This is a genomic window from Streptomyces sp. NPDC034111 (assembly GCF_055575375.1).
Window position 1 is genome coordinate 298,304 of record NZ_JBVIST010000004.1, and the last position, 24,919, is coordinate 323,222.

Annotated in this window: 18 protein-coding genes and 1 pseudogene; 11 read left to right on the forward strand and 8 right to left on the reverse strand. The window is 71.1% G+C overall.

What is annotated here, in order from left to right; genetic code table 11:
• Positions 1-4: 4 nt before the first annotated feature.
• Entirely contained in the window at positions 5-1,285 is a 1,281-nt protein-coding gene (locus ACZ55A_RS13430) for a beta-ketoacyl synthase N-terminal-like domain-containing protein (protein WP_468838624.1), read from the reverse strand.
• A gap of 130 nt (positions 1,286-1,415) precedes the next feature.
• Positions 1,416-1,622, reverse strand: coding sequence for a DUF5988 family protein (locus ACZ55A_RS13435; protein WP_468838627.1), 207 nt, complete (start codon positions 1,620-1,622; stop codon positions 1,416-1,418).
• 1,143 nt (positions 1,623-2,765) lie between these two features.
• Here ACZ55A_RS13435 and ACZ55A_RS13440 point away from each other — a divergent pair.
• A complete protein-coding gene (locus ACZ55A_RS13440; RefSeq protein WP_468838630.1) occupies positions 2,766-3,773 on the forward strand; it encodes a tyrosine-type recombinase/integrase in 1,008 nt (335 codons plus the stop codon).
• Between the two features lie 151 nt (positions 3,774-3,924).
• Here ACZ55A_RS13440 and ACZ55A_RS13445 read toward each other — a convergent pair whose 3' ends face one another.
• Positions 3,925-4,758 carry an IPT/TIG domain-containing protein gene (locus tag ACZ55A_RS13445; RefSeq protein ID WP_468838633.1) on the reverse strand — a complete coding sequence of 278 codons (834 nt, stop codon included), beginning with the start codon at positions 4,756-4,758 and terminating at the stop codon, positions 3,925-3,927.
• On the opposite strand from ACZ55A_RS13445, the gene ACZ55A_RS13450 reads away from it, so the two are divergent.
• The 3 genes from ACZ55A_RS13450 (at position 4,751) to ACZ55A_RS13460 (ending at position 7,672) form a co-directional block, all read left to right on the forward strand.
• Positions 4,751-4,888, forward strand: coding sequence for a hypothetical protein (locus ACZ55A_RS13450; protein WP_468838635.1), 138 nt, complete (start codon positions 4,751-4,753; stop codon positions 4,886-4,888). The genes ACZ55A_RS13445 and ACZ55A_RS13450 overlap by 8 nt on opposite strands.
• Positions 4,889-5,194: 306 nt before the next feature.
• Positions 5,195-7,168 (forward strand): DNA helicase RecQ, encoded by a 1,974-nt coding sequence (gene recQ, locus ACZ55A_RS13455; RefSeq protein WP_468839136.1) that lies wholly within the window; start codon positions 5,195-5,197, stop codon positions 7,166-7,168.
• Positions 7,169-7,384: 216 nt separating this feature from the next.
• Positions 7,385-7,672, forward strand: a complete 288-nt coding sequence (locus tag ACZ55A_RS13460) for a hypothetical protein (RefSeq protein ID WP_468838638.1) — start codon at positions 7,385-7,387, stop codon at positions 7,670-7,672.
• Positions 7,673-7,695: 23 nt separating this feature from the next.
• Here ACZ55A_RS13460 and ACZ55A_RS13465 read toward each other — a convergent pair whose 3' ends face one another.
• From ACZ55A_RS13465 to ACZ55A_RS13475, 3 genes are all read right to left on the reverse strand, one after another.
• Positions 7,696-8,529 (reverse strand): isocitrate lyase/PEP mutase family protein, encoded by an 834-nt coding sequence (locus tag ACZ55A_RS13465; RefSeq protein ID WP_468838641.1) that lies wholly within the window; start codon positions 8,527-8,529, stop codon positions 7,696-7,698.
• Between the two features lie 413 nt (positions 8,530-8,942).
• Entirely contained in the window at positions 8,943-10,379 is a 1,437-nt protein-coding gene (locus ACZ55A_RS13470; RefSeq protein WP_468839139.1) for a glycosyltransferase family 39 protein, read from the reverse strand.
• Between the two features lie 207 nt (positions 10,380-10,586).
• The gene (locus tag ACZ55A_RS13475; protein ID WP_468838644.1) at positions 10,587-13,634 is read right to left on the reverse strand and encodes a D-alanyl-D-alanine carboxypeptidase; all 3,048 of its coding nucleotides are present in this window, start codon (positions 13,632-13,634) and stop codon (positions 10,587-10,589) included.
• Between the two features lie 240 nt (positions 13,635-13,874).
• Between ACZ55A_RS13475 and ACZ55A_RS13480 the strand changes: the two genes are divergently transcribed.
• The 5 genes from ACZ55A_RS13480 (at position 13,875) to ACZ55A_RS13500 (ending at position 18,698) form a co-directional block, all read left to right on the forward strand.
• Positions 13,875-14,636 carry a GOLPH3/VPS74 family protein gene (locus tag ACZ55A_RS13480; RefSeq protein WP_468838647.1) on the forward strand — a complete coding sequence of 254 codons (762 nt, stop codon included), beginning with the start codon at positions 13,875-13,877 and terminating at the stop codon, positions 14,634-14,636.
• A 367-nt stretch (positions 14,637-15,003) separates the two neighbouring features.
• A complete protein-coding gene (locus tag ACZ55A_RS13485) occupies positions 15,004-15,870 on the forward strand; it encodes a helix-turn-helix domain-containing protein (RefSeq protein WP_468838650.1) in 867 nt (288 codons plus the stop codon).
• 198 nt (positions 15,871-16,068) lie between these two features.
• Complete coding sequence (locus tag ACZ55A_RS13490) at positions 16,069-16,278, forward strand: DUF397 domain-containing protein (protein WP_468838653.1); 210 nt, start codon at positions 16,069-16,071, stop codon at positions 16,276-16,278.
• A 332-nt stretch (positions 16,279-16,610) separates the two neighbouring features.
• Positions 16,611-17,846 (forward strand): aminotransferase-like domain-containing protein, encoded by a 1,236-nt coding sequence (locus ACZ55A_RS13495; protein WP_468838656.1) that lies wholly within the window; start codon positions 16,611-16,613, stop codon positions 17,844-17,846.
• Positions 17,847-17,975: 129 nt separating this feature from the next.
• Positions 17,976-18,698, forward strand: a complete 723-nt coding sequence (locus tag ACZ55A_RS13500; RefSeq protein ID WP_468838659.1) for a DUF2690 domain-containing protein — start codon at positions 17,976-17,978, stop codon at positions 18,696-18,698.
• 74 nt (positions 18,699-18,772) lie between these two features.
• Here ACZ55A_RS13500 and ACZ55A_RS13505 read toward each other — a convergent pair whose 3' ends face one another.
• Complete coding sequence (locus ACZ55A_RS13505) at positions 18,773-19,891, reverse strand: ADP-ribosylglycohydrolase family protein (RefSeq protein ID WP_468838661.1); 1,119 nt, start codon at positions 19,889-19,891, stop codon at positions 18,773-18,775.
• Positions 19,892-20,198: 307 nt separating this feature from the next.
• Between ACZ55A_RS13505 and ACZ55A_RS13510 the strand changes: the two are divergent.
• Both ACZ55A_RS13510 and ACZ55A_RS13515 read left to right on the forward strand, forming a co-directional pair.
• Positions 20,199-21,160: pseudogene (locus ACZ55A_RS13510) on the forward strand (D-2-hydroxyacid dehydrogenase family protein).
• Positions 21,161-21,367: 207 nt separating this feature from the next.
• The gene (locus ACZ55A_RS13515; protein WP_468838664.1) at positions 21,368-21,622 is read left to right on the forward strand and encodes a hypothetical protein; all 255 of its coding nucleotides are present in this window, start codon (positions 21,368-21,370) and stop codon (positions 21,620-21,622) included.
• A 20-nt stretch (positions 21,623-21,642) separates the two neighbouring features.
• On the opposite strand, the gene ACZ55A_RS13520 is transcribed toward ACZ55A_RS13515, so the two are convergent.
• The gene (locus ACZ55A_RS13520; protein ID WP_468838667.1) at positions 21,643-24,846 is read right to left on the reverse strand and encodes a tetratricopeptide repeat protein; all 3,204 of its coding nucleotides are present in this window, start codon (positions 24,844-24,846) and stop codon (positions 21,643-21,645) included.
• Positions 24,847-24,919: the final 73 nt, after the last annotated feature.

The following is a 24,919-nucleotide window of genomic DNA, read 5'->3' on the forward strand; positions in this document are numbered from 1 at the left end:
GGGGTCACACGGCTCGCGTGCTGCCGAGGAGCATCGCGTTCTTCACTCCGCCGACCTGGTAGTTGAAGGTCAGCGCGTGGTCGAAGTCGAGCGGACGGGTCCGCACGCCGGGGACGGGGTCGAAGGGGAGCCCGTCGGCGGGCTGTTCGCAGTTGGCGGTGGGGCACACCTCGCCGCGCTCCATCATCATCAGCGTCAGGGCGACACCCACACAGCCGGCCGGTGCGCCGTTGTGGCCGAAGCAGCCTTCCTGGGACGTCATCAGCGGACGCCGGTCCCCGTAGAGCGCACGGATGGCGTTGGACTCGAAGGTGGTGACCACGATGTTGCCGTCGCTGCCGCCGTGGACGTACGGGATGTCGTCGATGCTCCACCGGTCGCCCAGGCAGCGGCGGACCGCGGAGACCAGCTCGCCGCCGGTGTCGTCGCACGCGAGCGGATTGGCCAGACCGTCCCGGGTCATGGCGGTGCTCAGCACCTGGCCGTAAACGTGCGCACCGCGCCGGACGGCGTGCTCCCGGCTCTCCAGGATCAGGGTGGCCGAGCCCTCGCCGTGGTTGATGCAGTCCGCCCTGCGGTCATAGGGCCGCATCAGGGAGAGGAAGGACGGCACCTGCTCCGGCATGTCCGGTGTGCGCAGCGCGTCGTAGGTCTGCTGGGCGCCGTGCAGCAGCCGCTGGATGTTCTGGATGAGCTGCATGTCGAAGACGTCGACGCCGGTCACGACGGCGATGTCGATCTCACCGCGGGCGATCATCCGCCGGGCGTTGGCGATCTGTACGGCGGACGAGGCGCAGCCGCACGAGACCGTGTAGACGGGGCCGTTGGAGCGGGTCACCGCGCCCTGGACCAGGGCGACGTCGGAGGGCGTCACGGCCTGCTGGGCCGCGACGAACAGCTCCATGGCTTCCGGTGCGGTGGTGGTGGCCGGATCGGCGCTCAGCACCGACAGGTAGCTGTCGACGTTCGCGTCGACCCCGCCGCGTCCCACCAGCACCGCGGCTTCGCTCAGCGCGCCGTCCCGGAAATTCAGCCCGGCGTCCTCACACGCGTGCGCCAGCGACACCAGGCCGTATCTGTGCGCCGAGGTGTAATGCCGGGAGAAGAATGGCGGAAGATCCGGGAAGTGCTCGTCGAACATTTCCTGGGTGAGCTTGACGGAGCCGTAATAGACCTCGTCGTACTCAAGGCAGGACTGGCCGTTGGCGGCGACGTCCCAGACCTCTTCGGCGGTGAAGACCGGCTTGGTGCGGCCGGGCAGACAGAATCCGGCGCCGGTCACCACGGTGCTCCGACCGGAATCGTACTCTCCGGAATTTTCAGCTTCTCGGTTCACGACAGGACTCCGTCCCTCATGAGGAAGATCATGTTCCCGCTCCTCTGGCGAACTGTTCTCTTCTGGGGCCGCACGGCGCCTACTCGGCGATGCTCGTGCGGTAATGCCAGCGATAGACGGGAACCGGCTCTCCGTCCAACTCCGCGTACTCGCCGTAGAATTCGAATCGCTCGTAGCCATTGCCGCGTACGAGCCTTACCGGGTCCCGGACGTCCTCGCGCGAGTTCTGCGGCAGGGCATTTCCCTCGGGCTCGTCGACGAGAATCACGATGCTTCTTCGCGCCATGCTGCACTCCGGTGTTCTGTGGGGTTTCTGAGCTCAGCCGGTTTTCCGGCCGATCCGGATTCAGAGGTGCGGCGGGGGAACCTGCGGGGAGGTCACCGCGGAGCGGCGGCTGCCGGGGGGGAGCAGTGCGGGCGGCCGGGGGGAGTGAGAACGGGCGGGCCTGCCGCACCCGGCAGGGCGGCCCCGGCGAAGTAGCCGTCGTCGGCAGCGGGTCAAGCGGCGGCCGCTGCGCTCGTGGGGGGGGAGAGTGGGACGGTCACACGAACCGCGACCGCCTGCTGGCGGCCGCGGCGGGGATCATGAATCGTGGGGCGGTACGGACTCGGCCGGCGCCGTCATGGCGCCCTGGCCGCCACCGCCGGACCGCGCGGGCTTCTGCGCTCTCCCGGCGGTGTCTCCGGCCGGGCGCCGGGCCTGCGGACTCCTGCGGCCGCTGCCGGGCCGGGCACTTGGCCGTGCGGCGCCACGGGCCGGGATCAGGGCACAGACGCCGCTGCCCCAATGGATGGCGGAAGTCGTTCGCATGACGCCCCCTCGCTCGAATGGTGGGGGGCCGATCAGCCGGTGCCGAAAACCGGCACCGGCTGACGGATCCAAAACCCTCTGCCGGGGACGCCCATACGGCATCACGGTCTGACCGCAACCAGGCACTGGGCCGGGCCAACGAGTAGGCCAGATGCCGCTCCCCGGAGAGGGTGGGCGGCCCACCGGTTGGATGCGACCAGTAATTCATGCACCACTGACGGGCTACAACAGTCAACCGATAAGGCCACCCGTTCGGAGCAGCGCGAAAAATGAAATCTCGTACCAACTTGCGCAGCAGCATTGGTCGATGCTTTTAATTCGCTCATGACTGATGAAGCGCCGACTTGCTCACTTCTCCTGCTCCGCCGCGAAATGGAGGCGTGTTCTCCGCAGCGAGCTGGCCGCTTGACATTCACGTACGGGGAGCGCAGCGCCGTCCGGTGATCCACCGCCGGACGGCGTTTGGCCCGCGGACGACGCCGCCACGATCCAACTCTGCCACATAGCATGCCCATTGAAGTGACCGCCGGCCCTCGACCGGTTCCGCGCGCACGAGAGAATCGCGCCCTCACTGACCGGACGGCCGATAACTCCCCCTCAGACAAGGGCTATTCGAGAATGAAGTTTGATTCCGTGTGCCGGTCTTCCGTTGCGGTCGACACCCACACGATGTCACTCGCCGAGTACGGGGAATGGCGGTGGTCGGCCGCGATGCACGGTCTGGACCCCATGACCATGTCCCCGTATCAGGCCGGGTGGCGGCTGCGCGTCCTCCCCAGCATCGGGCACATCCTCGTGCGGAAGATAGCCCGCCGGGTCGTCAACCGGGCGCTGCACTGCTGGATCGCCGACGAATGCGGTCTGTCGACGGTGAAGAACAGCCTCGCGGTGCTGGTGCGCGTCCTGGAACAGGCCGTACGGGACGGGTTGCTCGACGCCAACCCGGCCCGGGTCGCCGGCTGGCAGCAGGAGTTCCAGCGGGCCCAGACCGAACGCGCGGCACCGCGGTCACTGGCCCTGCCCGGCCCGGAGGCGCTGGACCGTCTGGCGGCCGCGCTCGTCCAGCGGTCCTCGGACGGCTACGAGGGGTGGGGGGACATCGTGCGCTTCGCTGCGTGGACCGGCACCCGCTTCGGCGAGGTCTCCGGTCTCCGGGCGCAGGACATCGACACCGACAGCTGGACCTGGCAGGTGCGTCACCGCACGGTGTCCGACCCGGGCGGCCTGACCGACTGCGCATGCCGGGGCCGGAGCCTGCGCGCGGTGCCGCTGCGCCCCGCGGCACGGATGCTGGTGTCCAGGCGGCTGGAGGCGGCGCGCGGCGCCCCGCAGGCACGGCTGTTCACCGGTCCGTCCCGGCGCCGGTTCTCCACCGCGGTCCTGCGGGAGGCGACCGACTGGGAGGACGTCGTGGTCGAACTCGGTCATGAGTACCTGCTGCGCCACGATCTGCGGCACACCGGGCTGTCGTGGATGGCGGACGCCGGACTTCCGCTGCCGGTGCTGTGTGACGTCGCCGAGCACCCTTCGGTGGACGCCGTCCGACGCTATCTGCCCCCGGGCGCCGTACCCCGTCAGTCCTCGGGCTCCGGCGTGCCCCGCCCGGGGTCCGGCCCCTACCCGTGAACGGGGCGGGGGCCGGACGGTCTGGCGGGCTCTCCTGCGGGGCGACGGCACCGTGCCGTTCGGTCAGGTCCGGTCAGGGCAGGACATCCCAGCCGCCCTGGAACCTGACGTTCCGGACCCGGGCCGCCGGCCCGGAGAGCCTTCCGTCACCTCACAGGTAGGTGAAGGATCCGGCGCTGGCCGTACCGCCCAGGGTCTGGACGGTCACCGCGACGTTCGACCCGGAGACGCCGGGCGGAACGGTGCCGGTGATCAGGGTGCCGCCCCCGCTCACCGTCACGGTGGCCGGTGTGCCCCCGAAGAGCACGGTCGCTCCGGAGAGGTTGGTGCCGGCGATGGTGAAGGTGGCACCTGCCGCCGCGGTGGCCGGCGACACCGGGACGGTGACCACCGGGACGGGCGGGAGGTAGGTGTATCCGCCGGGCACGGTGGCGGTACCGCCCGCGGTCGCCACGGTGACCGGGACGTTGCCGCCGCCGGCCGGTCCGGCCGGGGCGAGCCCGAACAGGATGGCGCCACTGGGGTCGGTGCCCAGCACGGTCGCCGCGCTGGTCCCGAAGGTGACGGTGGCGTTCTGAAGAGCCGAACCGAGGATGGTGAACGGGTTGCCGGCGGTGTTCGGCCCCGAGGAGGGAATGATCGCCGTGGCGGTGGGCGAGGCCGGCGTGGGCGCCGCCACGTAGACGTAGGTCACCGGGTTGCTGGTGCCCACCCCGGTGGTGGCGGTGACCTGCACGGCACCCGCGGCGTGGTTCGGAGCCTGCACCGTGACCGTCAGCCCGAGGGGGTCCTGCGCGACGATGGTGGCGTTGCTGCCCCCGAACGAGACGCTGGTGGTGCCCGCCAGGCCGAGCCCGACCAGGAGCACATTGTTCCCGCCCGTGGTCGGCCCCGAGCTCGGCACCACGGCAAGCAGAATGGGCCCGGGCAGCGCGAGATTCGGCTGCACGCCGGGCGGAGTCAGTTGAGGTGTGGGTGTGGACATGCAAGTCCTCCTGCTGTCTGCGGCTTGTTGCCCGGCTCCGCTCGCGACAGTCGCGGTCTACAAGCCGGAGTCCGAGCACTGGCAGCAGCCGGCCGTACGGGAGGACGGCGCAGACGGCGCACACTCCTGACCTGCTCGCACCTGGGAGGCACGAGGGGCCGTCGCGCTGCTGGGTCGTCCTTCACAGCCCCGTGCACAGAGGGCTGGCGGGCGGACCGGCTACCGAAGCCCGAGGGGGATGGACGGCCCACCGACCAGGCACGACCAGTAACCCAGACGAGTTGTCGCCGGACAATGCCCTTGACCCGAAGGCACCCGTTCGGCCCAGCGCGCGGTGCGGCGGAATCACAACCGTTATCCACAGGCTCCGCGGCGGGTCCCGTGGAACTCGTAGGCTTTCGGAATGGCTCAGGCGGACGTGGAAGTGGTCGTGGACATGGATGAGGAAGGCGCTTCGGAGGCGAACGAGGCGGTGCAGGTGCTGCGCCGGGTGTTCGGGTACGAGGCGTTCCGCGGCAGTCAGCAGGAGATCATCGAGCACGTCATAGGCGGCGGGGACGCCGTCGTCCTGATGCCGACCGGTGGCGGCAAGTCGCTGTGCTATCAGATCCCCGCGCTGGTCAGAGGCGGTGTGGGGGTGGTGATCTCGCCGCTGATCGCCTTGATGCAGGACCAGGTCGACGCCTTGCGGGCGCTCGGGGTGCGGGCCGGATTCCTCAATTCGACGCAGGACCTGGAGGAGCGGCGGCTGGTCGAGGCCGAATTCCTGGCGGGCGAGCTGGACCTGCTGTATCTGGCGCCCGAGCGGCTGCGGGTGGAGCAGACGCTGAGCCTGCTGGACCGGGGGAAGATCTCGCTCTTCGCGATCGACGAGGCACACTGTGTCGCCCAGTGGGGGCATGATTTCCGGCCGGATTATCTGGCGCTGTCGATGCTGCACGAGCGCTGGCCCGACGTCCCACGGATCGCGCTGACCGCCACCGCGACCGACGCCACCCATGCCGAGATCACCACCCGGCTGCGGATGGCGGAGGCCCGGCACTTCGTCGCCAGCTTCGACCGGCCGAACATCCAGTACCGGATCGCGGCGAAGAGCGAGCCCAAGCGGCAGCTGCTGGAGCTGCTGCGCAGTGAGCACGCGGGCGACGCCGGCATCGTCTACTGCCTGTCGCGGGCCTCGGTGGAGAAGACCGCGCAGTTCCTGGTGGACAACGGCATCGAGGCGGTGCCGTACCACGCCGGGCTCGACACCCGTACCCGCGCGGAGAACCAGGCGCGCTTCCTGCGCGAGGACGGGCTGGTCGTGGTGGCCACGATCGCGTTCGGGATGGGCATCGACAAGCCGGACGTGCGGTTCGTGGCGCATCTGGATCTGCCGAAGTCGGTGGAGGGCTACTACCAGGAGACCGGACGCGCCGGCCGGGACGGCCAGCCGTCGACGGCCTGGCTGGCGTACGGCCTCCAGGACGTGGTGCAGCAGCGGAAGATGATCGACGGCTCGGAGGGCGACGAGGCACACCGGCGCCGGCTGTCGGCCCACCTCGACGCGATGCTGGCGCTGTGCGAGACGGTGGACTGCCGCCGGGTCCGGCTGCTGGCCTACTTCGGCCAGCAGGGCACCGCCTGCGGCAACTGCGACACCTGCCTGGCCCCGCCGCAGACCTGGGACGGCACGGTCGCCGCGCAGAAGCTGCTGTCCACCGTCGTCCGGCTCCAGCGGGAGCGGGGGCAGAAGTTCGGGGCGGGCCAGATCATCGACATCCTGATGGGGAAGAAGACCGCGAAGGTCATCCAGTTCGATCATGACGCGCTGAGCGTCTTCGGCGTCGGCGCCGACCTCCGGGAGGCCGAATGGCGGGGCGTCGTACGGCAGTTGCTGGCCCAGGGACTGCTCGCGGTCGAGGGTGACTACGGCACGCTGGTGCTCACGGACACCAGCGGCGAGGTGCTCGGCGGCCGGCGCGAGGTGCCGATGCGGCGCGAGCCCGAGAAGGCCGCGCGGGCGGCCAAGGCCAAGGCCAAGGGCAAGCGGGCACCGGTGGATCTGCCCGAGGAGGCGCTGCCGGTCTTCGAGGCGCTGCGCGGCTGGCGGGGCCGTACGGCCAAGGAGCAGGGCGTGCCCGCGTATGTGATCTTCCACGATGCGACGCTGCGGGAGATCGCCCTGCTGCGGCCGGCGACGATCACCGAACTGGGCACGGTCAGCGGGGTCGGCGAGAACAAGCTCGCGAAGTACGGGCAGCAGATTCTCGATGAGCTGGCGGGGCGGGGCGAAGCGGGCGGCCTCGACGGGCCCGCGGCCGAGGCGGCCGGCACGGCGCCCGCGGGCGGCCGCCCGGCACAGGATCCCGGCCCCGGCCCGGCGGACGAAGAGCCGCTGCCGGAGCCACCGGACGACATCGACTGGTAAGGGTCCGTCAACACCGTGCAGGCGTACGGGGCGGGGCCGTTGGCCGTCTTTGCGGCCTTTGGGCGCCCCGCACCGGACGCTTCGTCACAGGACCGATCCCAGAGATCTTGCTGACTGTTACACAACGTACGGATCGTCGTTAAGGACGCTCCGTAAGGTGCTGTCGCGTACCGCGCCCCTATTGGCGGCCCGAGCCGCCCTCGACGAGGAGTACCCATGCGGGCCCAGCACCGCTCCGTGATCCGTACCGCCGCCGTCGCCGCCGGCGCGCTGGCCGCCCTGCTGCTTCCCGCGGGCGCCGCCTCCGCCGCCGATTCCACCGCGCCCACGGAGAGCCGGACGTCGATCATGCTGCCCGACGACGGGCTGGCCGGACTGGCCCAGAGGGCCGGCCATCTGCCCAAGGCCGGGCTGATCGGCGGCGCGGGCGCGCTCGGCGTGGCGGGCACGGCCCTCGCGGTGCACCGCCGACGCCACGGAAACCGCGGCGGACAGCGGGCCTAAGGGGTGCTTTCCCCTAGCAGCGCCTACTCCCCCAGCATCATCCGCTGCACGTCCTCGTACCCCATCACCTCACCACCCGCCCCCGTCACATCCGGCAGCTCCTGCCCCGCACGGATGGCCTCCGCCGCCCCCAGGGTGGCCTGAAGGGCCGTACGGAAGAGCAGCGACCCGGTGCTGATGCGGCGTACTCCGAGCTCCGCCAGCCGGCTGACGGTGTGCCGCCCGGGGACGAAGAGGATGTTCAGCGGCGCCGGAACCTCCGCGACCAGCACCGATACGTCCTCGTCGGCGACCACTCCCGGTACGAAGACACCGTCCGCGCCCGCCGCCAGATAGGTCTCGGCGCGCGAGAGCGTCGCCGACAGCGGCGGTGGGGCGTCCACCAGCCAGTGGGTGTCGATCCGGGCGTTGAGGAACAGCCCCGGCGCCCGCTCCTTCGCCGCGCTGATCAATTCGGCCTGACGCACCGGATCCTGTAGCCCCTCCCCGCCGGGCAGCCCGTCCTCCACGTTCAGCCCCGCGGCCCCCGCCTCGGCCAACTCGCCTGCCAGGTTGGCCACTTGAGCCGGGTCGCCGCCGAATCCACCCTCGATGTCGACGGTGTACGGGCAGCTCAGCCGGCCGTTGAGGCGCAGCGCCAGGGCCAGCGTCGCATCGCGGGCCTCGGCCAGGGCCCGGCCGTCCGGATAGCCGTGGGCGGCGGCGACGCCCAGGCTCGAGGTGCCGACCGCCGCGAATCCGGCCCCGGCGAGCGCGACGGCCGAGGCGACATCCCAGGCATTGGGCAGCAGCAGCGGCTGGTCGGCGTGGTGCAGCGCATGGAAATGGAAGGTGGCGTACTCCGGGGAGGTGCTCATACGGGCACCGTAGGCATGTCCCCCTTCGGTAGGCACCGAAGACTCGCGGCGAACAACGGACTCATGACCACTCCGGCGTACAGCTCCGGGCTCACACGGCCCGCCGCACCGCTCGCGGACCGCCCCCGCGCAGGCCCCCGCCGGCCGCGGCGCCGCACGGCCTGCCACGCCCGGCGCCGGACCCGCCGCCGGACCCATGACGGCCATCCGGGCGGACCGGCGGCACCTCGGCCGGACCGGGCCCCGCCCCAGCTCACCGGCACGGCAGCCGAGGCCGGAAACCCCGTGACCCCACGTCACCCGCCCCCGTACGGTGCGCACATGAGCGACACCCCGCAGCGCGGCCGGAAGTCGCCCGCCACCCGCACCCCACCCCGTGAGCATGTCCGCGGAGCCCGTTGGCAGCCGCCCGGCTACTCGTCGTCCGCGGCGCAGGCCCCCGGCTGCGCGTACAGCGTGATCCGGGCGCCGTGGACCTCCGTGCTGCCGCACACCTCGAACGCGTCGTGCAGGGTGGTGCGTTTGGCGATTTCCTGGTCGTTGTCGTCGGTGGGCTGGCCGTCGGGGTCGCCGGCGACGACGATCCGGCGGGCGGTGAGCATACGGGCGCGGATGGCGTCGCCGGAGCGTTCGGTGCCGTAGAGGGTGTGGGAGGCCAACGGGCTTTTGGCCAGGGCGAGGTCGTCCAGCCCGCGGAAGTCGTGCGGGGAGGTCGCCGTCCAGATCCGGCGGCGGGCCGGCATGAAGAGCAGGCCGTCGCCGGGCTCGGACACCTCACGGACCGCGTGGGCGATGGCGGTGACGTCGTCGACCCGGCTGTCGGGGCTGCGCAGATGGACGTTGACGGGGAGGAGCGCGGCCAGCGCCGCCGCCACGGCGAGGGTTCTGCGCAGTCGCCGGGCGCGGGTCTGGCCCCGTTCACCGGCCGGGCGCAGCAGCCGGGCCAGGGCGGCGCCCGCGAGGAGCGCGAACCCGACGACGTAGTAGAGGACGTAGCGGTCCACGTAGGCCGGTTCGACGTGGGAGAGGAGCAGCAGCAGGAGGGTGGGAAGGAGCAGGAGGGGGACGGCCAGGGCGCGCAGGCCGATCGGGCCGCGCGAGCGCACCCGGACCCGGGCACAGGCGATACCGAGCACCGCGAGCACCGCGAAGGTCAGCAGCTGGAGCGGGTCCGGCCACATCAGCCAGCTGATCTGCGCGGACTGCCGGGTGCTGAAGACCGCGAGCGGCGCCAGCCCGGCGAGGACGGTGAGGGCGGCCAGGGCCCAGGCCCGCAGGACGCGGCGTGGCAGCCGGGCGAGGATCAGCGCGGCCGCGTGCACGGGCAGCGCCAGCGCCGCGAACTCGTGCAGCAGACAGGCGAACAGCATCAGCGCCGTATACCCCAGCCACCGCTTCGCCCGAGGGCGGGCAGCGGTCAGCACCAGCAGGTAACTCGCCCATACGACCAGGGCGCAGACCAGCGCATAGGAGCGCCCTTCCTGCGCGTACTGCTGCACGACCGGGATGAGCGCGAAGGTGAGGCCCGCGAGCAGACCTGCCCGCCGCCCGACCAGTCGCTGCCCCAGCAGGGCGACGCCCGCGGCGGCGGCGGTCATCGCGGCCGCGGACGGCAACCGCAGACCGATCACCTCGCCGAACGTGCCGCCGAGGGTGGGGTCGTAGAGGCGGAACCAGACGTGCATCAGCGCGTAGTACAGGCCGTGGACGACATCCACGTGCAGCAGCGTGGACCACAGGTCGGCCAGGCTGCGGTGCGCCATGTCGTAGGTGACCGCCTCGTCCCGCCATATGGCGTCCTGCCGGCGGATCCCCCACGCCCCCAGCAACAGCATCAGCCCGGAGGGCATCAGCACCACCGCGCCCCGCGCCACCCACACCCCACGGGCGGCTACGGCGGACGCGTACGCCTTCTGTGCTTGCGCTACGTCGATGACGGGCTCCGGTCACATGCGGGACGGAGAGGCAGGCGGGCAAGCGCACTGCCGGGGGTGACCGGGGCTCCGGTGCGGCACACGGGGCTGATGCCCACCGTCCGCACGGAGCCCCCGGCAGGCTCACCCGAGCCGGGTCAGCTTCGCTCCGAAGGAGGGCTCGACGAGGTCTTCCTTCAGGGCCACCGGCACCTTCTGGCTGCTCTCACCGTTGCCGACCGTCAGCACACCGACCTTGGTGCCGGCCTTCGCCTCGTGCGGGAGGGTCTTGCCGCCGGTGCTCATGGAGAAGGTCGCCTTCATACCGGGCCAGCCGACCGCCGACAGGTCCTTGGTCGCCACCACCGGCGTCTGGCCGCCGAGCCCGTCGTCCACGTAGCCGACGACCTGGCCCTTCTTCACCACGGTGTCGGAGACCAGCGCGTTCCGGGCCGCCGTGATCACCTTCTCGGTGTTGTTCAGCACCAGGTCGAGCTGCGCGTTGGGGTCCGGGCTGTTGGTGTGCTGGTCCATCGTCACACCGAGGATCAGCTGGTCCTTGCCTCCGACGGTGCGGTAGCCGGCCCACATGAACGTGCCGCCGGCCGGCGTGCTCGATCCGGTCTTGATGCCGACGACCTGGCCCGCCATCGTCGTGAGCAGGCGGTTGTTGTTGTAGAGCCTTTCCGGAAGGCCCGGGATCTGGACGTTCTCGATGCGGACGACCTCGCGGAACGCATCGTTCTTCATGACCTCCTCGGCCAGCTTGAGCTGGTCGACGGCGGTGCTCACGGTCGCCTTGTCCAGGCCGCTGGGGTCGGTGTACGTCGTCTTGGTCATCCCCAGGTCCTTGGCGGCCGCGTTCATCTTCTTCACGAACGCCTCCTGGGACCCGGAATCCCAACGTGCGAGCTGCCGCGCGACGTTGTTGCCCGAGGGGATCATCAGCATCTGCAGCATCTGGTACTGCGTGAACTGCTGATCTTTCTTGAGCGGAACGCGCGACTCGTCCTTCTTCTGGGAGTCCGCCTCACCCTGGGCGTCGATCGTGATCGTCTCGCCCTTCTCGCCCTTCTTGAGCGGGTGGTCACGGAGGATCACATACGCGGTCATCGCCTTGGCGACGCTGGCGGTCGGCACCGGCTTGGCCTCACCACGCGTCCCCAGGGTGCCGACGCCGACGACCCCGACCGCGGCCTGCCCCTGGTCGGGCCACGGCACCGAGGGCTGACCGCCCTTGAAGGTGTACGCGGCCGAGCCGCCGACGGCGAGCGTGGGGTTGGGCAGCGGGCGGACGCCCTGGGCTACCACGTAGATGAGCGCCAGCAGGGCGACCAGCGGGGTCCAGATCTTGAACCGGCGGACGACCGTGCGCAGCGGGGTCTCCGGCGGCGGCGGGGTGTTGGTGAGCTTCGCCAGCAGGTCCAGCGGGGGCAGCGGCTGCTGCTTGGTCCGCTCCGCCTCGGGCAGCTCGGCGGGGGCGACCTCGGGCGTGGCACCCGTGGACGCGGCAGCGGGCGGCTGGTCACCGGGCCGGGCCGGCGTCCTCGGCTTGGCGGGCGCGGCAGACGGCAGCGGACCGGCACCGGCGGCCTTACCGGCCGCCGGCGTGTCCGCGCCCTTCTCGGCAGACTTACCGGCAGCCTTCTCAGCCGCCTTCTCAGCCGCCTTTTCCGCCGCCTTCTCCGCTGCGCTTTCGACGGCCTTCTCTGCCGCCTTCGCGGACTCCTTGCCGGGCGAGCGGACCGGCGTCCTGGGCGCCGTCTTGCCCAGCGACTTGCCCGCCGTACCGTCGTCCGCCGACTTCAGCGCGACGAACTGACTCGTCCGCTCGGAGTCCCGCTCGGGCGCGGAGCCACCCTTGGCACCGGCCTTCTCGCCGCCGGTGTCCTTGCCGCCGCCGGTGTCCTTGCCGTCACCGGTGTCCTTGTCGCCGCCGGTGTCCTTGTCGCCGCCGGTGGCCTTCTCGTCCTTGCCCTTGCCCGTGGACTTGTCCTTGGCCGTGGACTTGTCCTTGGCCGTGGACTTGTCCTTGGCCGACTCATCCTTGCCGGGCGCACCCTTGGCCGACGTGTCCTTGGCCGCGGGCTTGGCCGCGGGCTTGTCGTCGGCCGGGGGCTTCCCCTGTGCGGGCGGGGCAATCTTGAACGCGGTGGTCGCCTGGTCGACGGCCCCGACCGAGGCCGCCTTCCCCTTTGCCTTCGCGATGGCAAACACCCGGGTGGCATCATCGACCGCCGACTCTTCGGCCTCGGCCTCGCCACCCTCCTTGCCGTCACCCTCGCCGCCGGCCTTCTCGCCAGGCTTCTCGCCCGCCTTCTCGACGGGCTTGCTCTTCTGTGCGCCGATGGTCTTGAACACGGCGGTCGGCTGATCGACAACCTTGGGCTTGGACTGCGACTGGGACTGAGCCTCAGGCTCGTCCTCGACCTCGGCCTTCGACTCGGGCTCGACCTCGGACCCCTGCGCGTCCTTGGCCTTGGACTCGTCCGCAGCCGTGGAAGCGACCGCAGCCTTGGACTCGCCCTTCGACTCCACCCCGGCCCCGGCCTTCGCCGCGCCCTTCGCCACATCCTTCGCAGCGGGCTTCACCGCAGGCTCAGTCGCAGCCTTCGCGTCACCCTCGGCCGCCTCCGACTTTGCTCCCGACTTTGCGGCGGCATCAGCGGCATCATCCGCAGCCGCATCCTCATCGACGCCCCCGTCGGCATCCGCGTCGGCGTCCCCGTCAACATCCCCGTCGGCATCCGCATCGGCATCCGCGGTCGCCTCAGAGCCGCCGCCGTCCGCCTCACCGTCGGCACCCTCGCGGCCCTCGCCGCCCTCGTCACCGTTCCCGGCGACCCAGGCGGCCACAGCGTCGCGCAGACGCGCGTCGCCGCCCTTGCCGCCCGCGCCGTCCTCCGCGGCCTCCTGAGGCGCGTCAGAGGCCTCGACAGCCTCACGCTCCCCGGACTCCTCGGAAGCCCCGGAGCCCCCGGGCTTCCCAGAGGACTCGGACGCCTCAGCCGCTCCGGGCTTCCCGGACGCCTCAGCGGCTCCGGACTCCTCTGCCGTGGCCACAGCGCCCGGCTTCTTAGCCGGCTCGTCCGGCTCCCCGCGGAGGGCCGACAGGCGCGGATCGCGTTTGCTCCGCGCCGTCTCCCCCGACGACTGCTTCTTGTCCGACTTGTCGGGGGACTCGCCCGCCACCGATGTCTCCTTCATACGTCGCGCTGCCTGCCTGGCCCAGTGTTCCCAAGTGTCCTGTGTCCGCACGCGCCCACCTCGCCGCCACGCGAACAGGGACGCACCGCACCCCACGGATAGATGTCGCCGACGTGCAAGACGAGAACGACATACCTACCGGTTCCCTACCGAACCCCCCACGCACTCTCGACAGATGAATGTGAGAGGGGTCACCCTGTCATTCATCCACGCGGGGAGGCATGGATGGGCAGGAGCCGCAGAACAATTCCGGAGGAGCTTCTGCTGCTCGCTTTGGACCCGACGACGGGTACCACAGCGCAGCCGCAGTCGCTCGACCTCGGCCTGGCCGGGGCCCAGCTAGTAGAGCTGGCTCTGGCAGGACGGATAGCCCCAGACGGGGATCGTATCGCCGTGGTGATGGCACGGCCGACAGGAGATCCGACTCTGGACTCAGCGCTCGAACTGCTGCGCCGACGCGGCAGTCCGGTGCGCGCGGTCCACTGGATCGGCGGGCCCCGGCTGGGGCTGCGCCAGACGTACCTCACGCATCTCGAACGGTGCGGCATGGTCCATGCCGTGGCGGGACAGATGTGCGGGGTGCTGCCGACGACGCGCTACCAAGCGACGGAGACGGCCATCAGCCGGGAAATCAGGGCCCGGCTGGACAACGCGATCCGCACCGGCGTACCGCCGGACCCGCGGACCGCGGCGCTCGCCGCGCTGGCCCATGCGGTCGGACTCGGCAAGCACCTCTACCCCGGGAACGAAGGGCGGTCATCGCGCTCCCGTCTCCGGGATCTGATCCGGCACGACCCGATGGGCGGGCTGGTCGCACACGCCGTCATGGATGTCCAGAACGGCGCCGCGGCACAGCCCCGGCGGTCTCAGGCCGCCGGCCCGGGAACCGTACGGCAACCGGCGTCCCGTGCCACGGCGGAGCCGGCCGGCGCGCCGGGTCAATCGCGGCACGGCCACGGCAGGATGGCTCGCGTGGGCGCCCGCTGACGCCGTAAAGCGCCCGTACGCGTCGCACGCGCCGTACCACCGGTGCGCGCGTATGACGCCCGTACCACCGGGGCACGACGCCCTACGCCCCGCTCCGCCGGGGCGCGATACACCACGCCCGCACCACCGGCACCAGAGCATATCCGCACCACTCGCACCGCTCGCACCACCGGTCCCACAATCCCGTTCGGGAGCCGCAGCAAGGAGCGTGGGGTGGCGGGCCGGCCGTTCTGGACGACGGCCGCCCCGCCACCCCACGCATATGACCGCTCGCCTTCTGTATGCATTTCACTGCGCGGCGTCACTCCGGAGTGGCACTCTGCTGGACACGAACCAACAGCAGTACGGAGCCGGAGGTGCACGTCCCGTGGCGTCCAATGTCAATCCCACCGTCAGACGACGCCGGTTGGGCCAGGAGCTGCGCAGGCTCCGCGAGCTCAAGGGCATGACGGCGGAGGAGGTGGCCGAGCGGCTGCTGGTCTCCCAGTCGAAGATCAGCAGGCTCGAGAACGGCCGCCGCAGCATCAGCCAGCGCGATGTCCGTGATCTGTGCGGGGTCTATGAGGTCGAGGACCACCGCATAGTGGAATCGCTGATGCAGATGGCGAAGGACTCACGCCAGCAGGGCTGGTGGCACGCCTTCGGCGACATTCCGTACAGCGTCTACATCGGCCTGGAGACCGAGGCTGCCTCACTGCGGATCTACGAGTCCCTGCTGGTGCCCGGCCTGCTGCAAACCCCCGGCTACGCCGAGGCGGTGATCCCCGGTACGGTCCCCGAGCTGGCGCCGGACCACCTGGAGAAGCGGATCCAGGTACGGATGCGCCGCCAGGAGCGGGTCAACGATCCCGACCGTCCGCTACGGCTGTGGGTGGTGCTGGACGAGAGTGCCCTGCGACGGGTGGTCGGCAGCCATCTGATCATGCGCGAGCAGCTGGATCATCTCGTCGAGGTGAGCAATTTGCCGCATGTGACCGTTCAGGTTCTTCCCTACGACACCGGCGCCCATGCCGGAATGTCGGGAACGTTCTCCATCCTGGAATTCGACGACGCCTCCGATTCCAGCGTGGTGTACATCGAGGGGGTCACCAGTGACCTCTATCTGGAGAAAACCAACGATGTGCACAAATACACGATCATGTACGAGCATTTGCGTGCGCAGGCGCTGAGCGCGGAAGCGAGCCGGGAGTTCATCGCCGATGCGGCGAAAGCCCATGCGGATGCGATGAGGTGAGGCCTGAGCGTGACGAAAATGAGGCGGAATCCGGGATTCCGGAGAATGGGTTCGCACGGTACACCCGCCCCCGCCTCCATGAAAAGAGATCAAGAAATATGCCCTTCGGACGGGTGAACGGCCTCTGCGGCTGGTGATGTTGGCGCGTAGCGTCATCTCTACCGAATCCGCGGTAACTCAGAGTGAGTTGGAGTGAACATGGCCGTGCAGCCGAATTCCGCATTCTCCTGGACCAAGTCCTCGTACTCCGGTGGTAACGGCGCCTGCGTGGAAATCGCTGTGCCTACCACCGCAGCCATCGCGGTGCGCGATTCCAAGGACCCCGAAGGACCGCGTCTGACGTTCGACAACTCCTCCTGGAGCCGCTTTGTGTCGGACGTCGCCGGTGGCGCGTTCGACATGGCGTGACCTGAACCCGCGCGCTCCGCAATCCGCAGATACGAGCCCTCTCGACTGGATCGCCGTCCCGGCCGAGGGGGCTCGGCCATGCGCAGACCCATAAGCCCTGCGCACGCCCCGTAAGCAGATTTCAGCGCAATTCGGCCATGAGCCGGGCCTCACGCATCCGGATGCCGGGGTGTAGCTGACAGGTCGTCAAGAGGGGGCGGTCGAAGGCCCCGGGGCGGGGGCGGCGCCCCTCGCGCACGTTCACCATGCGGGCACCCCTGCACACCACCGTCCGCCCCGCATAAGCTTCCTGCCCTCTGCAGCTAACGCCGGTTAACCGCAGACCTCGAGTGATGGGAGCCGCTGTGCCGGACGCGATCCTTACTGATGCCCACGCCCCCGTTCCCGGGCTCGCCGCGCGTGCGGCGCGGACCGGTAGCTCCCCCGTACGCGACATCCTGGCGCTCACCGCCCGGCCGGAGGTCATCTCGTTCGCCGGCGGGCTGCCCGCGCCCGAGCTGTTCGATGCGGCGGGTATCGCCGACGCCTTCCGGCACGTGCTGGCGGAAGCCCCGCGGCGGGCGTTGCAGTACTCGACGAGCGAGGGCGATCCGGCTCTGCGCGCCGCCGTCGCGGCCCGTTACTCCGCACGCGGACTGGCCACCGAGGCCGACGATCTGCTGGTGACCACCGGCTCCCAGCAGGGGCTGTCGCTGCTGGCCACCGTGCTGCTGGAGCCGGGCGATGTGGTGCTGGTCGAGGACCCGTGCTACCTCGCGGCGCTCCAGATCTTCTCCCTCGCCGGCGCCCGGGTGGTGCCGGTGCCGACCGACGACGAGGGTCTGGACCCGGCGGCGCTGGACGAGATCGCCGCGCGGGAGCGGCCCAAGCTGCTCTATGTCATACCGACGTTCCAGAATCCGACCGGCCGCACCCTGTCCGCCGAGCGGCGGGCCGCGGTCGCCGGGGTCGCCGCCCGGCGCGGCCTGTGGATCGCCGAGGACGACCCGTACGGGGAGCTGCGCTTCGAGGGCGAACCGATGCCATGGGTGGCCTCCTTCCCCGGGGCCGAGGACCGTACGGCGCTGCTCGGCTCGTTCTCCAAGGTGATGGCGCCCGGGCTGCGGCTGGGCACACTGCGCGCGCCGGCCGCGCTGCGCCGGGCCTGTGTCATCGCCAAGCAGGCCGCCGATCTGCACACCTCGACCGTCGACCAGGCCGCCGCGGCCCGGTACTTGGCGGCCGCGGACCTGGACGCCCATCTGGCGCGGGTGCGCGACGCCTACCGTGCGCGGCGGGACGCGCTGGTCGACGGACTGCCCTCGGCGCTCCCCGAGGGCTCACGGTGGAACCGTCCGGCGGGCGGCATGTTCGTGTGGGCGACGCTGCCCGAGGGGTACGACGCGACGGCACTGCTGCCCGAGGTCGTACGGCATGACGTCGCGTACGTTCCCGGGGCGCCGTTCTTCGCCGGGACACCGGACCCCACCGCCGCCCGGCTGTCGTTCGTGACGCACTCCCCGGAGGAGATCCGCGAAGGGCTGGGCCGGCTGCGGACGGCCCTGGAGGGCGCGCGCCGGCAGAAGTGAGCGCGCGGAGGCGGGACGTGCGCCAGGATGCCTGGTGCGGCGGAAAATGCGCTACCGGCCGGCCGTCGTGGTGGCGGAAACTGGAGGTCTACGCCGCGTGGACCTCCAGTGAACCTGCCAGGAGGCCGGATGACCCAAGGCGCGGGCAACCCGGAACCCGGTACGCCGGAACCCGAAATTCCCGTCGACCACCCGCAACTCGACCCTCCCGCCGGCAACCCGGAACCCGACCCGCCTATGGGCGACCCGGAACCCCGTTCCGGCCTCGACGACCCCGCAGATCCCCCCGAGCCACCGCCCTCCCTCCTGCGTCGCGCCTGGGCCCGCGTCTGCGGCGCCTGGGTCCGGCTCCGCGCCGGCGGGCGCTGGCTGCGCGCGCACGCCCGGCACGCCTTGGTGGTGGGTGTCGTCACGGCCGTCGTCGGCGCGCTCGCCACCGTCGCCGCCGATCAGCTCCCCAAGCTCTTCGAGGACCCGCCGCCCGGCTGCCCCGGAGCCGGCTGCGACAACAAGGATCCGAACAAGAGCGGTGGGTGCGCCGAGGACGCCACCACCTGGGAGCCCAAGGAGGGCAACCCGGTGCGCGTACAACTGCGGTACAGCAAGGAGTGCGGCGCCGTATGGGGCCGGATCGTCAATGGCGTTTCCGGGGACATGGTGACCCTCCGGGTGGCGGGCGGAGCGGCCCGCAGCGCCTCCATCGACTACAACCACGACAAGTACACGGCCATGGCGACCGTCGGCGAGACCTTCCGGGTACGGCTGTGCGCGGTGCCGTCGACCAGCCCCAACCGCACTGCCACATGGGTCAAGTACTGCTTCGAGGGGACGGAGCACTCTGAGTGGGAGTGACGTGAGTGGTGGGAGTGACGGGGGTGGTGGGAGTGATCCGATGCCGTCGCAGCTGACCAAGTCGACTGGGCCGGCTAAGCCCGCGGGTACCGGGCCAGCCATCCCGGCGAGGATCCGGCCGGGCCGTGCAACGCGGCGCCCTGCGTCATCTCCATCGAGAAATCGTCGGCCAGCTGCAAGATCGTCTCCCGGCCCTCCAGCTCGACGATCCACACCGGCGGCAGCGCCGTCTCGCCGTGCAGCGTGCCCAGCAGATTGCCGCAGATGGCGCCGGTGGAGTCGCTGTCGCCGCTGTGGTTGACGGCGAGCAGCAGACCGTGCCGCATGTCCTCGGCGACCAGCGCGCAGTACACACCGATCGACAGCGCCTCCTCGGCCGTCCACCCCTCGCCCAACGACTCCACCCGCGCGGGAGTCGGCATGCCCTGCCGTACGGCGCCGAGCGCGCGCTTGAGGGCGTCGGTGGTCTCCTCGTGGCCGGGGCGGGTGGCCAGATGTGCCAGCGCCTTCTGCACGGCGCCGTCAAGGTCCTCGCCTCGGGCCAGCGAATGGCTGATGACGGCGAACGCGCCGGCCGCCAGATAGCCGGTGGGGTGGCCGTGCGTCTGCGCCGCGCACTCGACGGCGAGCTGGAAGACCAGCTGCGGCTCCCAGCCGACCAGCAGCCCGAACGGCGCGGAGCGCATCACCGCGCCACACCCCTTCGAGTCGGGGTTCTTCGGCTTGTCGAGGGTGCCCATCACCTCGTCGCCGAGGCCCGTCAGGCAGGCCCGGCCGGGCGCGCGGCGCGAGTAGAGCCACTCCTCGCGGGCGAGCCAGCCGTCGTCCTTCTTGCGCTCGTCCGGGCCCCAGTCGCGCTGGGTGGCGGCCCAGCGCAGATAGGCGCGGTGGACGTCGGTGGGCGGATGCCAGGCGCCGGTGTCACGACGCACCTGGGCCCGGATCAGCCCGTCCACGGTGAACAGCGTCATCTGGGTGTCGTCGGTGACCGCTCCGCGTCGCCCGAAGGCGGGCACGAAGTCCGTCACGCCCTCTTGGCCGTGCGCCTCACGGATCGCATCGAGCGAGTCGAATTCAATACCGGCGCCCAGTGCGTCGCCGATGGCGCCGCCGAGCAGACAGCCGCGTACCCGACTGCGGAAGTCCTGCTGTTCCGCGCGCCCCCAGATGGCGCCGCCTCCCGCTGCGCTCACTGCGCCCTCCCGAAGCTCACTACGTCCAGGGGCCTTACGAGGGCCCCTGGCGCAGCACTGTAATCGACCAGGATTGATCAATTTCGGGGCCGGGTGAGTATGTGAATAGTCACTGGCTAGGCGGCTTTTGGACGGTACGGTCCTGATGAATAAGGGGGTTTTCCCTGTCCCGGCTCACCTTCCGTACTGCCACCCACCACCTCATTCACCATCTGCCCTTTACCCCTTCACCTCTTCTCCTCCTTTACCCCTTCACCCCCTCGCCGTCCGCTACCTACCACCTGCCGCATCCTTCGGGAGATTCCGCATGACACCGCGCTGCGCCGTACTCGACGACTACCAGGGCGTCGCCCTCTCCATGGCCGACTGGTCCCCCTTGGCCGGCGCCGTGGACGTCCGTACGCTGCGGCAGCCCTTCCGCTCCGAGGACGAGGTGGTCGCGGCGATCGGCGACTGCGAGATCGTCGTCGCCATGCGCGAACGCACACCCCGTTCCCCGCCTCCCTCTTCGCCCGGCTTCCCCGTCTCCGGCTGCTGATCACCTCCGGAATGCGCAACGCGGCCATCGATCTGGCGGCCGCCGCCCGGCACGGCGTCACCGTCTGCGGCACGGCCAGCAACACCGAACCGCCCGTCGAACTGACCTGGGCCCTGATCCTCGGCCTCGCCCGCAACGTCGTCACCGAGAGCACCGCGTTCCGTGCCGGTGGCCCCTGGCAGAGCACGCTCGGCGCCGATCTGCACGGCCGTACGCTCGGACTGCTCGGCCTGGGCAAGATCGGCACCCGGGTCGCCCGGATCGGGCAGGCCTTCGGCATGGACGTGGTGGCCTGGAGCCGGAACCTCACCGCTGAGCGCGCCGCGGAGGCAGGCGTACGCGCCACCGCCACCAAGGAAGAGCTCCTGGAGACCAGCGACTTCGTCTCCGTACACCTCGTCCTCAGCGATCGCACCCGCGGCCTGCTCGGCGCCGGCGAACTCCGCCGGATGCGGCCCACCAGCTACCTCATCAACACCTCCCGCGCCGCCATCGTCGACCAGCCCGCATTGCTCCAGGCGCTGCGTGAGAACTGGATCGCGGGCACCGGTCTGGACGTCTTCGAGCAGGAACCGCTGCCCGCCGACCACCCCCTGCGCACACTCCCGAACGTCCTCGCCCTCCCGCACCTCGGCTATGTCACCCGCCGCAACTACGAGGGCTACTTCCAACAGGCCGTCGAGAACATCACCGCCTTCCTGGCCGGCAGCCCGGTCCGCCAACTGGGCTGAGCCAATGGATGAGTCGATGAGGACGAGTCGATGGGGACGAGCCAACGGGGGCGAGCCCATGGGGCAACGGCACCCGGAGAGGCCCCAGGAGAGGCCGAGCCGTCAGCTTCTTTGCCCCATTTCGCCTCCTTCTCCGCCCTATTCGCCATCGGCGGGGCGCTTATCCGTTCGATGATGGCGACGCCCCGTGCTGGGCATGCTCTCCCCATGTCCGAGTACGAGTGGGATCGCACCACCATGGCCGTCGTCGCCTCCGCGCTTTCCGGAGACAGCGACGGCGCGGTGGAACTCCTTCGGCCGCTCCCCCAGAGCGATGTCTGCCATATCGCGGTACGGCTCGCCGCCATGGCCGCCGATGCGCTTATCGTCGCCGCCCAGGACAGCGGAGGCGACCGCGAAGAGGCCCTGTCGCAGTGGCAGCAGTGCATCTTGCAGCACGAGGCCGAGTACGACGGCGAGTGAACCTCCGCCCGCCCCGCCTGTCAGTCGGGTCGGCCGGCCGCCGCTGCCCTCCTGCGTATCAGGCCGTCGCGTATCGCCTCCAGCCGTTCGGCGTCGGCGCCCGGAAGTCCCGCCAGATCGCGTACCCCCAACTCGCTCTCCGCGAGGGCCTCCCATGCACCCCCGCCCAGCAGCCGCGCCATCGCGTCCTCGGCACCCGACCAGTCACCCAGGGCGCAGCAGCTGACGATCCCCACCACGGCCGCGCCTGCCGCCATCAGGTGAGAGAGATCGTCGGCGCAGTCTCCGCCCCCGTCCACGCGTCCCTCGTTCTCTCCTTCTCCTTCGCCGGCGTCGCCTGCCCCGTGGAGGCATAGTGCCTCGGCCCGCAGCGCCTCCCAGGCGGAGACGGACTCGGCCGCCCGCACACCGCCGTGGGCTCCGGCCAGCAGCGCCGCCTCGTACCGGACCATCAGGCCCACGGCCGCCGCACCCGCCGGTCCCGTCGCCGCAACGCTTCGGCGTCGTCCGTCCTCCGTCTCCCGTGCGGCTTCGGCCGTGTGCCGTTCGTCGGCAAGTGCGCGCCGTGCCGCCTCACTCGCCTCTCGTGCCGCGTCCAGACGCCCGAAGCGCCGTAGACAGCCGGCCTTGAGTGCCAGGAGAGCGGCCCTCGGACCGCCGTCGGCGAGCGCGCGGTCGAAGTCGGCCAGTGCTTCCGTCGGCCTGCCCGTGAGCAGGTTGGTCCTGCCACGGGCCACCATGGCCCGCCGGGAGTCCGGGGCGAGTTCCAGGGCGGCGGAGAGTGCGGTACGGGCTTCCTCGGTGCGGCCCAGCGCGCGCAGGGCGAGCCCGCGGGCCATGTGGGCCCAGGCGTAGGAGGGGTCGAGGGCCAGGGAGCGTTCGGCGGCCGCCAGCGCCTGCTCGTAGCGCCGCAGGTCCAGGAGGGTGCTGCACCGCTCCCCCCACACCAATGGGTCGTCCGGGCGGAGTTCGGCCGCGCGCCCGAGGGAAGCCAGTGCCTCCTCGTGACGGCCCAAGGCACGCAGGGTGAGACCGCGGCGGGCATAGGCCCAGATGTACGCGGGGTTGACCGCCAGGGCCCGGTCGAACTCCGCCAGGGCCAGGTCGTACTGCCCCACCTCGCGGTAGGTCGCGCCCCGTTCGGCCATCGCCCAGGCGTACTCCGCGTTGACCTCGATGGCGCGCTCCAGGCCTGCCAGCGCTTCCTCATGGCGGCCGAGGCGACGGAGACAGACGGCGCGGCTGGCGAGGCTGAAGGCGTGCCGGGGCTGCCGGGCCAGGACCCGATCGAATTCGGTGACCGCCTGCTCGAATTGGCCCATGAGGCGGTAGACCTCGCCGAGTTGGGACGCGGTGTCGACCGAGTCCGGGGTGATGTCCAGGGCCTGGAGGTAGTCCTCGGCGGCGCGCTCGAAGGAGCGCATATAGCGGTGCGTCAGCCCCCGGTCGAACAGCGCCGGCGCGTTGCGCGGCGTCAGCTCCAGGCATCGGTCGAAGTCGGCGAACGCCTGCGGCCAGGCTTCGGCCTTGCGGTACTCGCGGCCTCGGAGGCGGTGGATACGGGCCTGGTCGGCCACCTCCAGGCCCGTGCGGGCGAGCAGCGCCGTGAGTACCCCGGTCAGCCCCTGGCCGCCCTCCGTGAGGGCGCCCACCAGCCGGTCGCCCCACTCCCTGACCTCGGGAGCGTCGGCGTCCTCCCCGGCCTGCCGGACGGTCTCCGCGGCCCTGCGCACCACGGCCCGCTCGTACTCGGCCGCGTCCAGCATGTCGGCCAGCGCCCGGTCGAGGGCGGCCTGCGGGTCCGCGCAGAGCGCGTGGTAGGTCTCCCGCAGGCGGTACTCCACCCAGCGTTCGTCGGTCCAGGCCCGCGCCGGCTCAGCGTCGTCGGCGCATTCCGTACGACGGTCCCGCGCCGCCTCGGCCAGGCGGCGGTGCCGGGCCGTCCAGGTCTGCGGTGATCTGCGGCGCTGTAGGCGCAGCATCGCGGTACGCACGACCTCGTGGTACTGCCACCGCCCGCCCCGGTGGGCGACGAACGGCAGTTGGCACAGCCGGGCGAACTGCCCTGCGGCGGCCGGGTCCACCGCGGTCCGGAAGATGTCCTCGTCGAGATGGCGTGGCAGGGCAGCGGCCAGCGCCGCCTCCCGGCGGACCGGGTCCGTCTCCCACTTCAGGAAGCGCTCGACGGCCGTGTCGCTGGGATCGTCGACGGCGTCCACGGCCTGCGGGCGGTTCTCGGCGAGGGTGGAGACCAGCACCGGCAGCCCGCCGGACAGCCGCAGGATCACCTCGACGATGCGCTCGTCGACGATGTCCTTGGTCGCCAGGTACTGCCGCGCCTCGGCCTCGGTGAAGGCGTCCAGGGGCAGCTCCGCCACACAGTCGAGGTGGTCGGCCCAGCAGCGGCGGTCCAAGGCGGTCTGCCCGGCCAGCGTGACCACCACATTGGGCGCCAGCGGTCCGTACCGGTCGCTGACCAGGACATCGCGCAGCCAGATGTCCAGCAGCGGGCCGGTCCGCTCGTAGGTGTCGAAGAAGAGGGTCAGCCAGGGCACCTCGTCGGCAACGGCGTTCACCTCACGGACGAATACGGGGGTCAGGGCCTCCAGCGGCTCCATCACCAGCTCGACCTCGTCGTGGCTGCGCAGCCGGGCGCTGAGCAGACCCCGCAGCCGGTCCGCGCCGCGTGCCACCTGGCGGGGGTCCAGCGCTCCGGTGACGGCACCCACGCCGGGCAGCAGACCGAGACCGGCGAGCCCGGCCTGGGCCACGATCATGCTGCCGGGCGAAGGGGCGCTGCCCTCGGCGCCGCCGCCCGGATCCGCCTCACCGCTCGGCCCCCCGGCGGCGACGGCCGCCGCCTCGGCCTCGTGCCGACGCTCCCGGTAGGTGGCGAAGAGCTTGTCGAACACCTTCAAGGGGCGTCCCTGCGCGGCCAGTTGGCTGCTGATGGCGGCCATGGCGTCCGGCACGTCGTGCACCGCCTCGTCGACGTACGCGGTCGGCGCGCCCTGCTCGCGGGCGGTGTTCTCGAACTGCCGGATCAAGGACGTCTTGCCGACGCCGGCCTGGCCGTGCACATGGAACAGGAACTGTTGCGCCGGATCCTCCACGTCCCGGGCGAAGTTGGCACGGAAGGCTTCGATCTCGCCGCGTCGCCCGACGAACCCTTCCCGTCGCCGCAGCCGGATCAGCTCCTGCCGCGAAAGCCTGCTGCGGTCCACGCCTTTCACCCCCTCCGCGCCGGCGCCTTTGCCGTCCGCCGGCGTTTCTGCCTGCTCAAGCAGATTAGCCTTC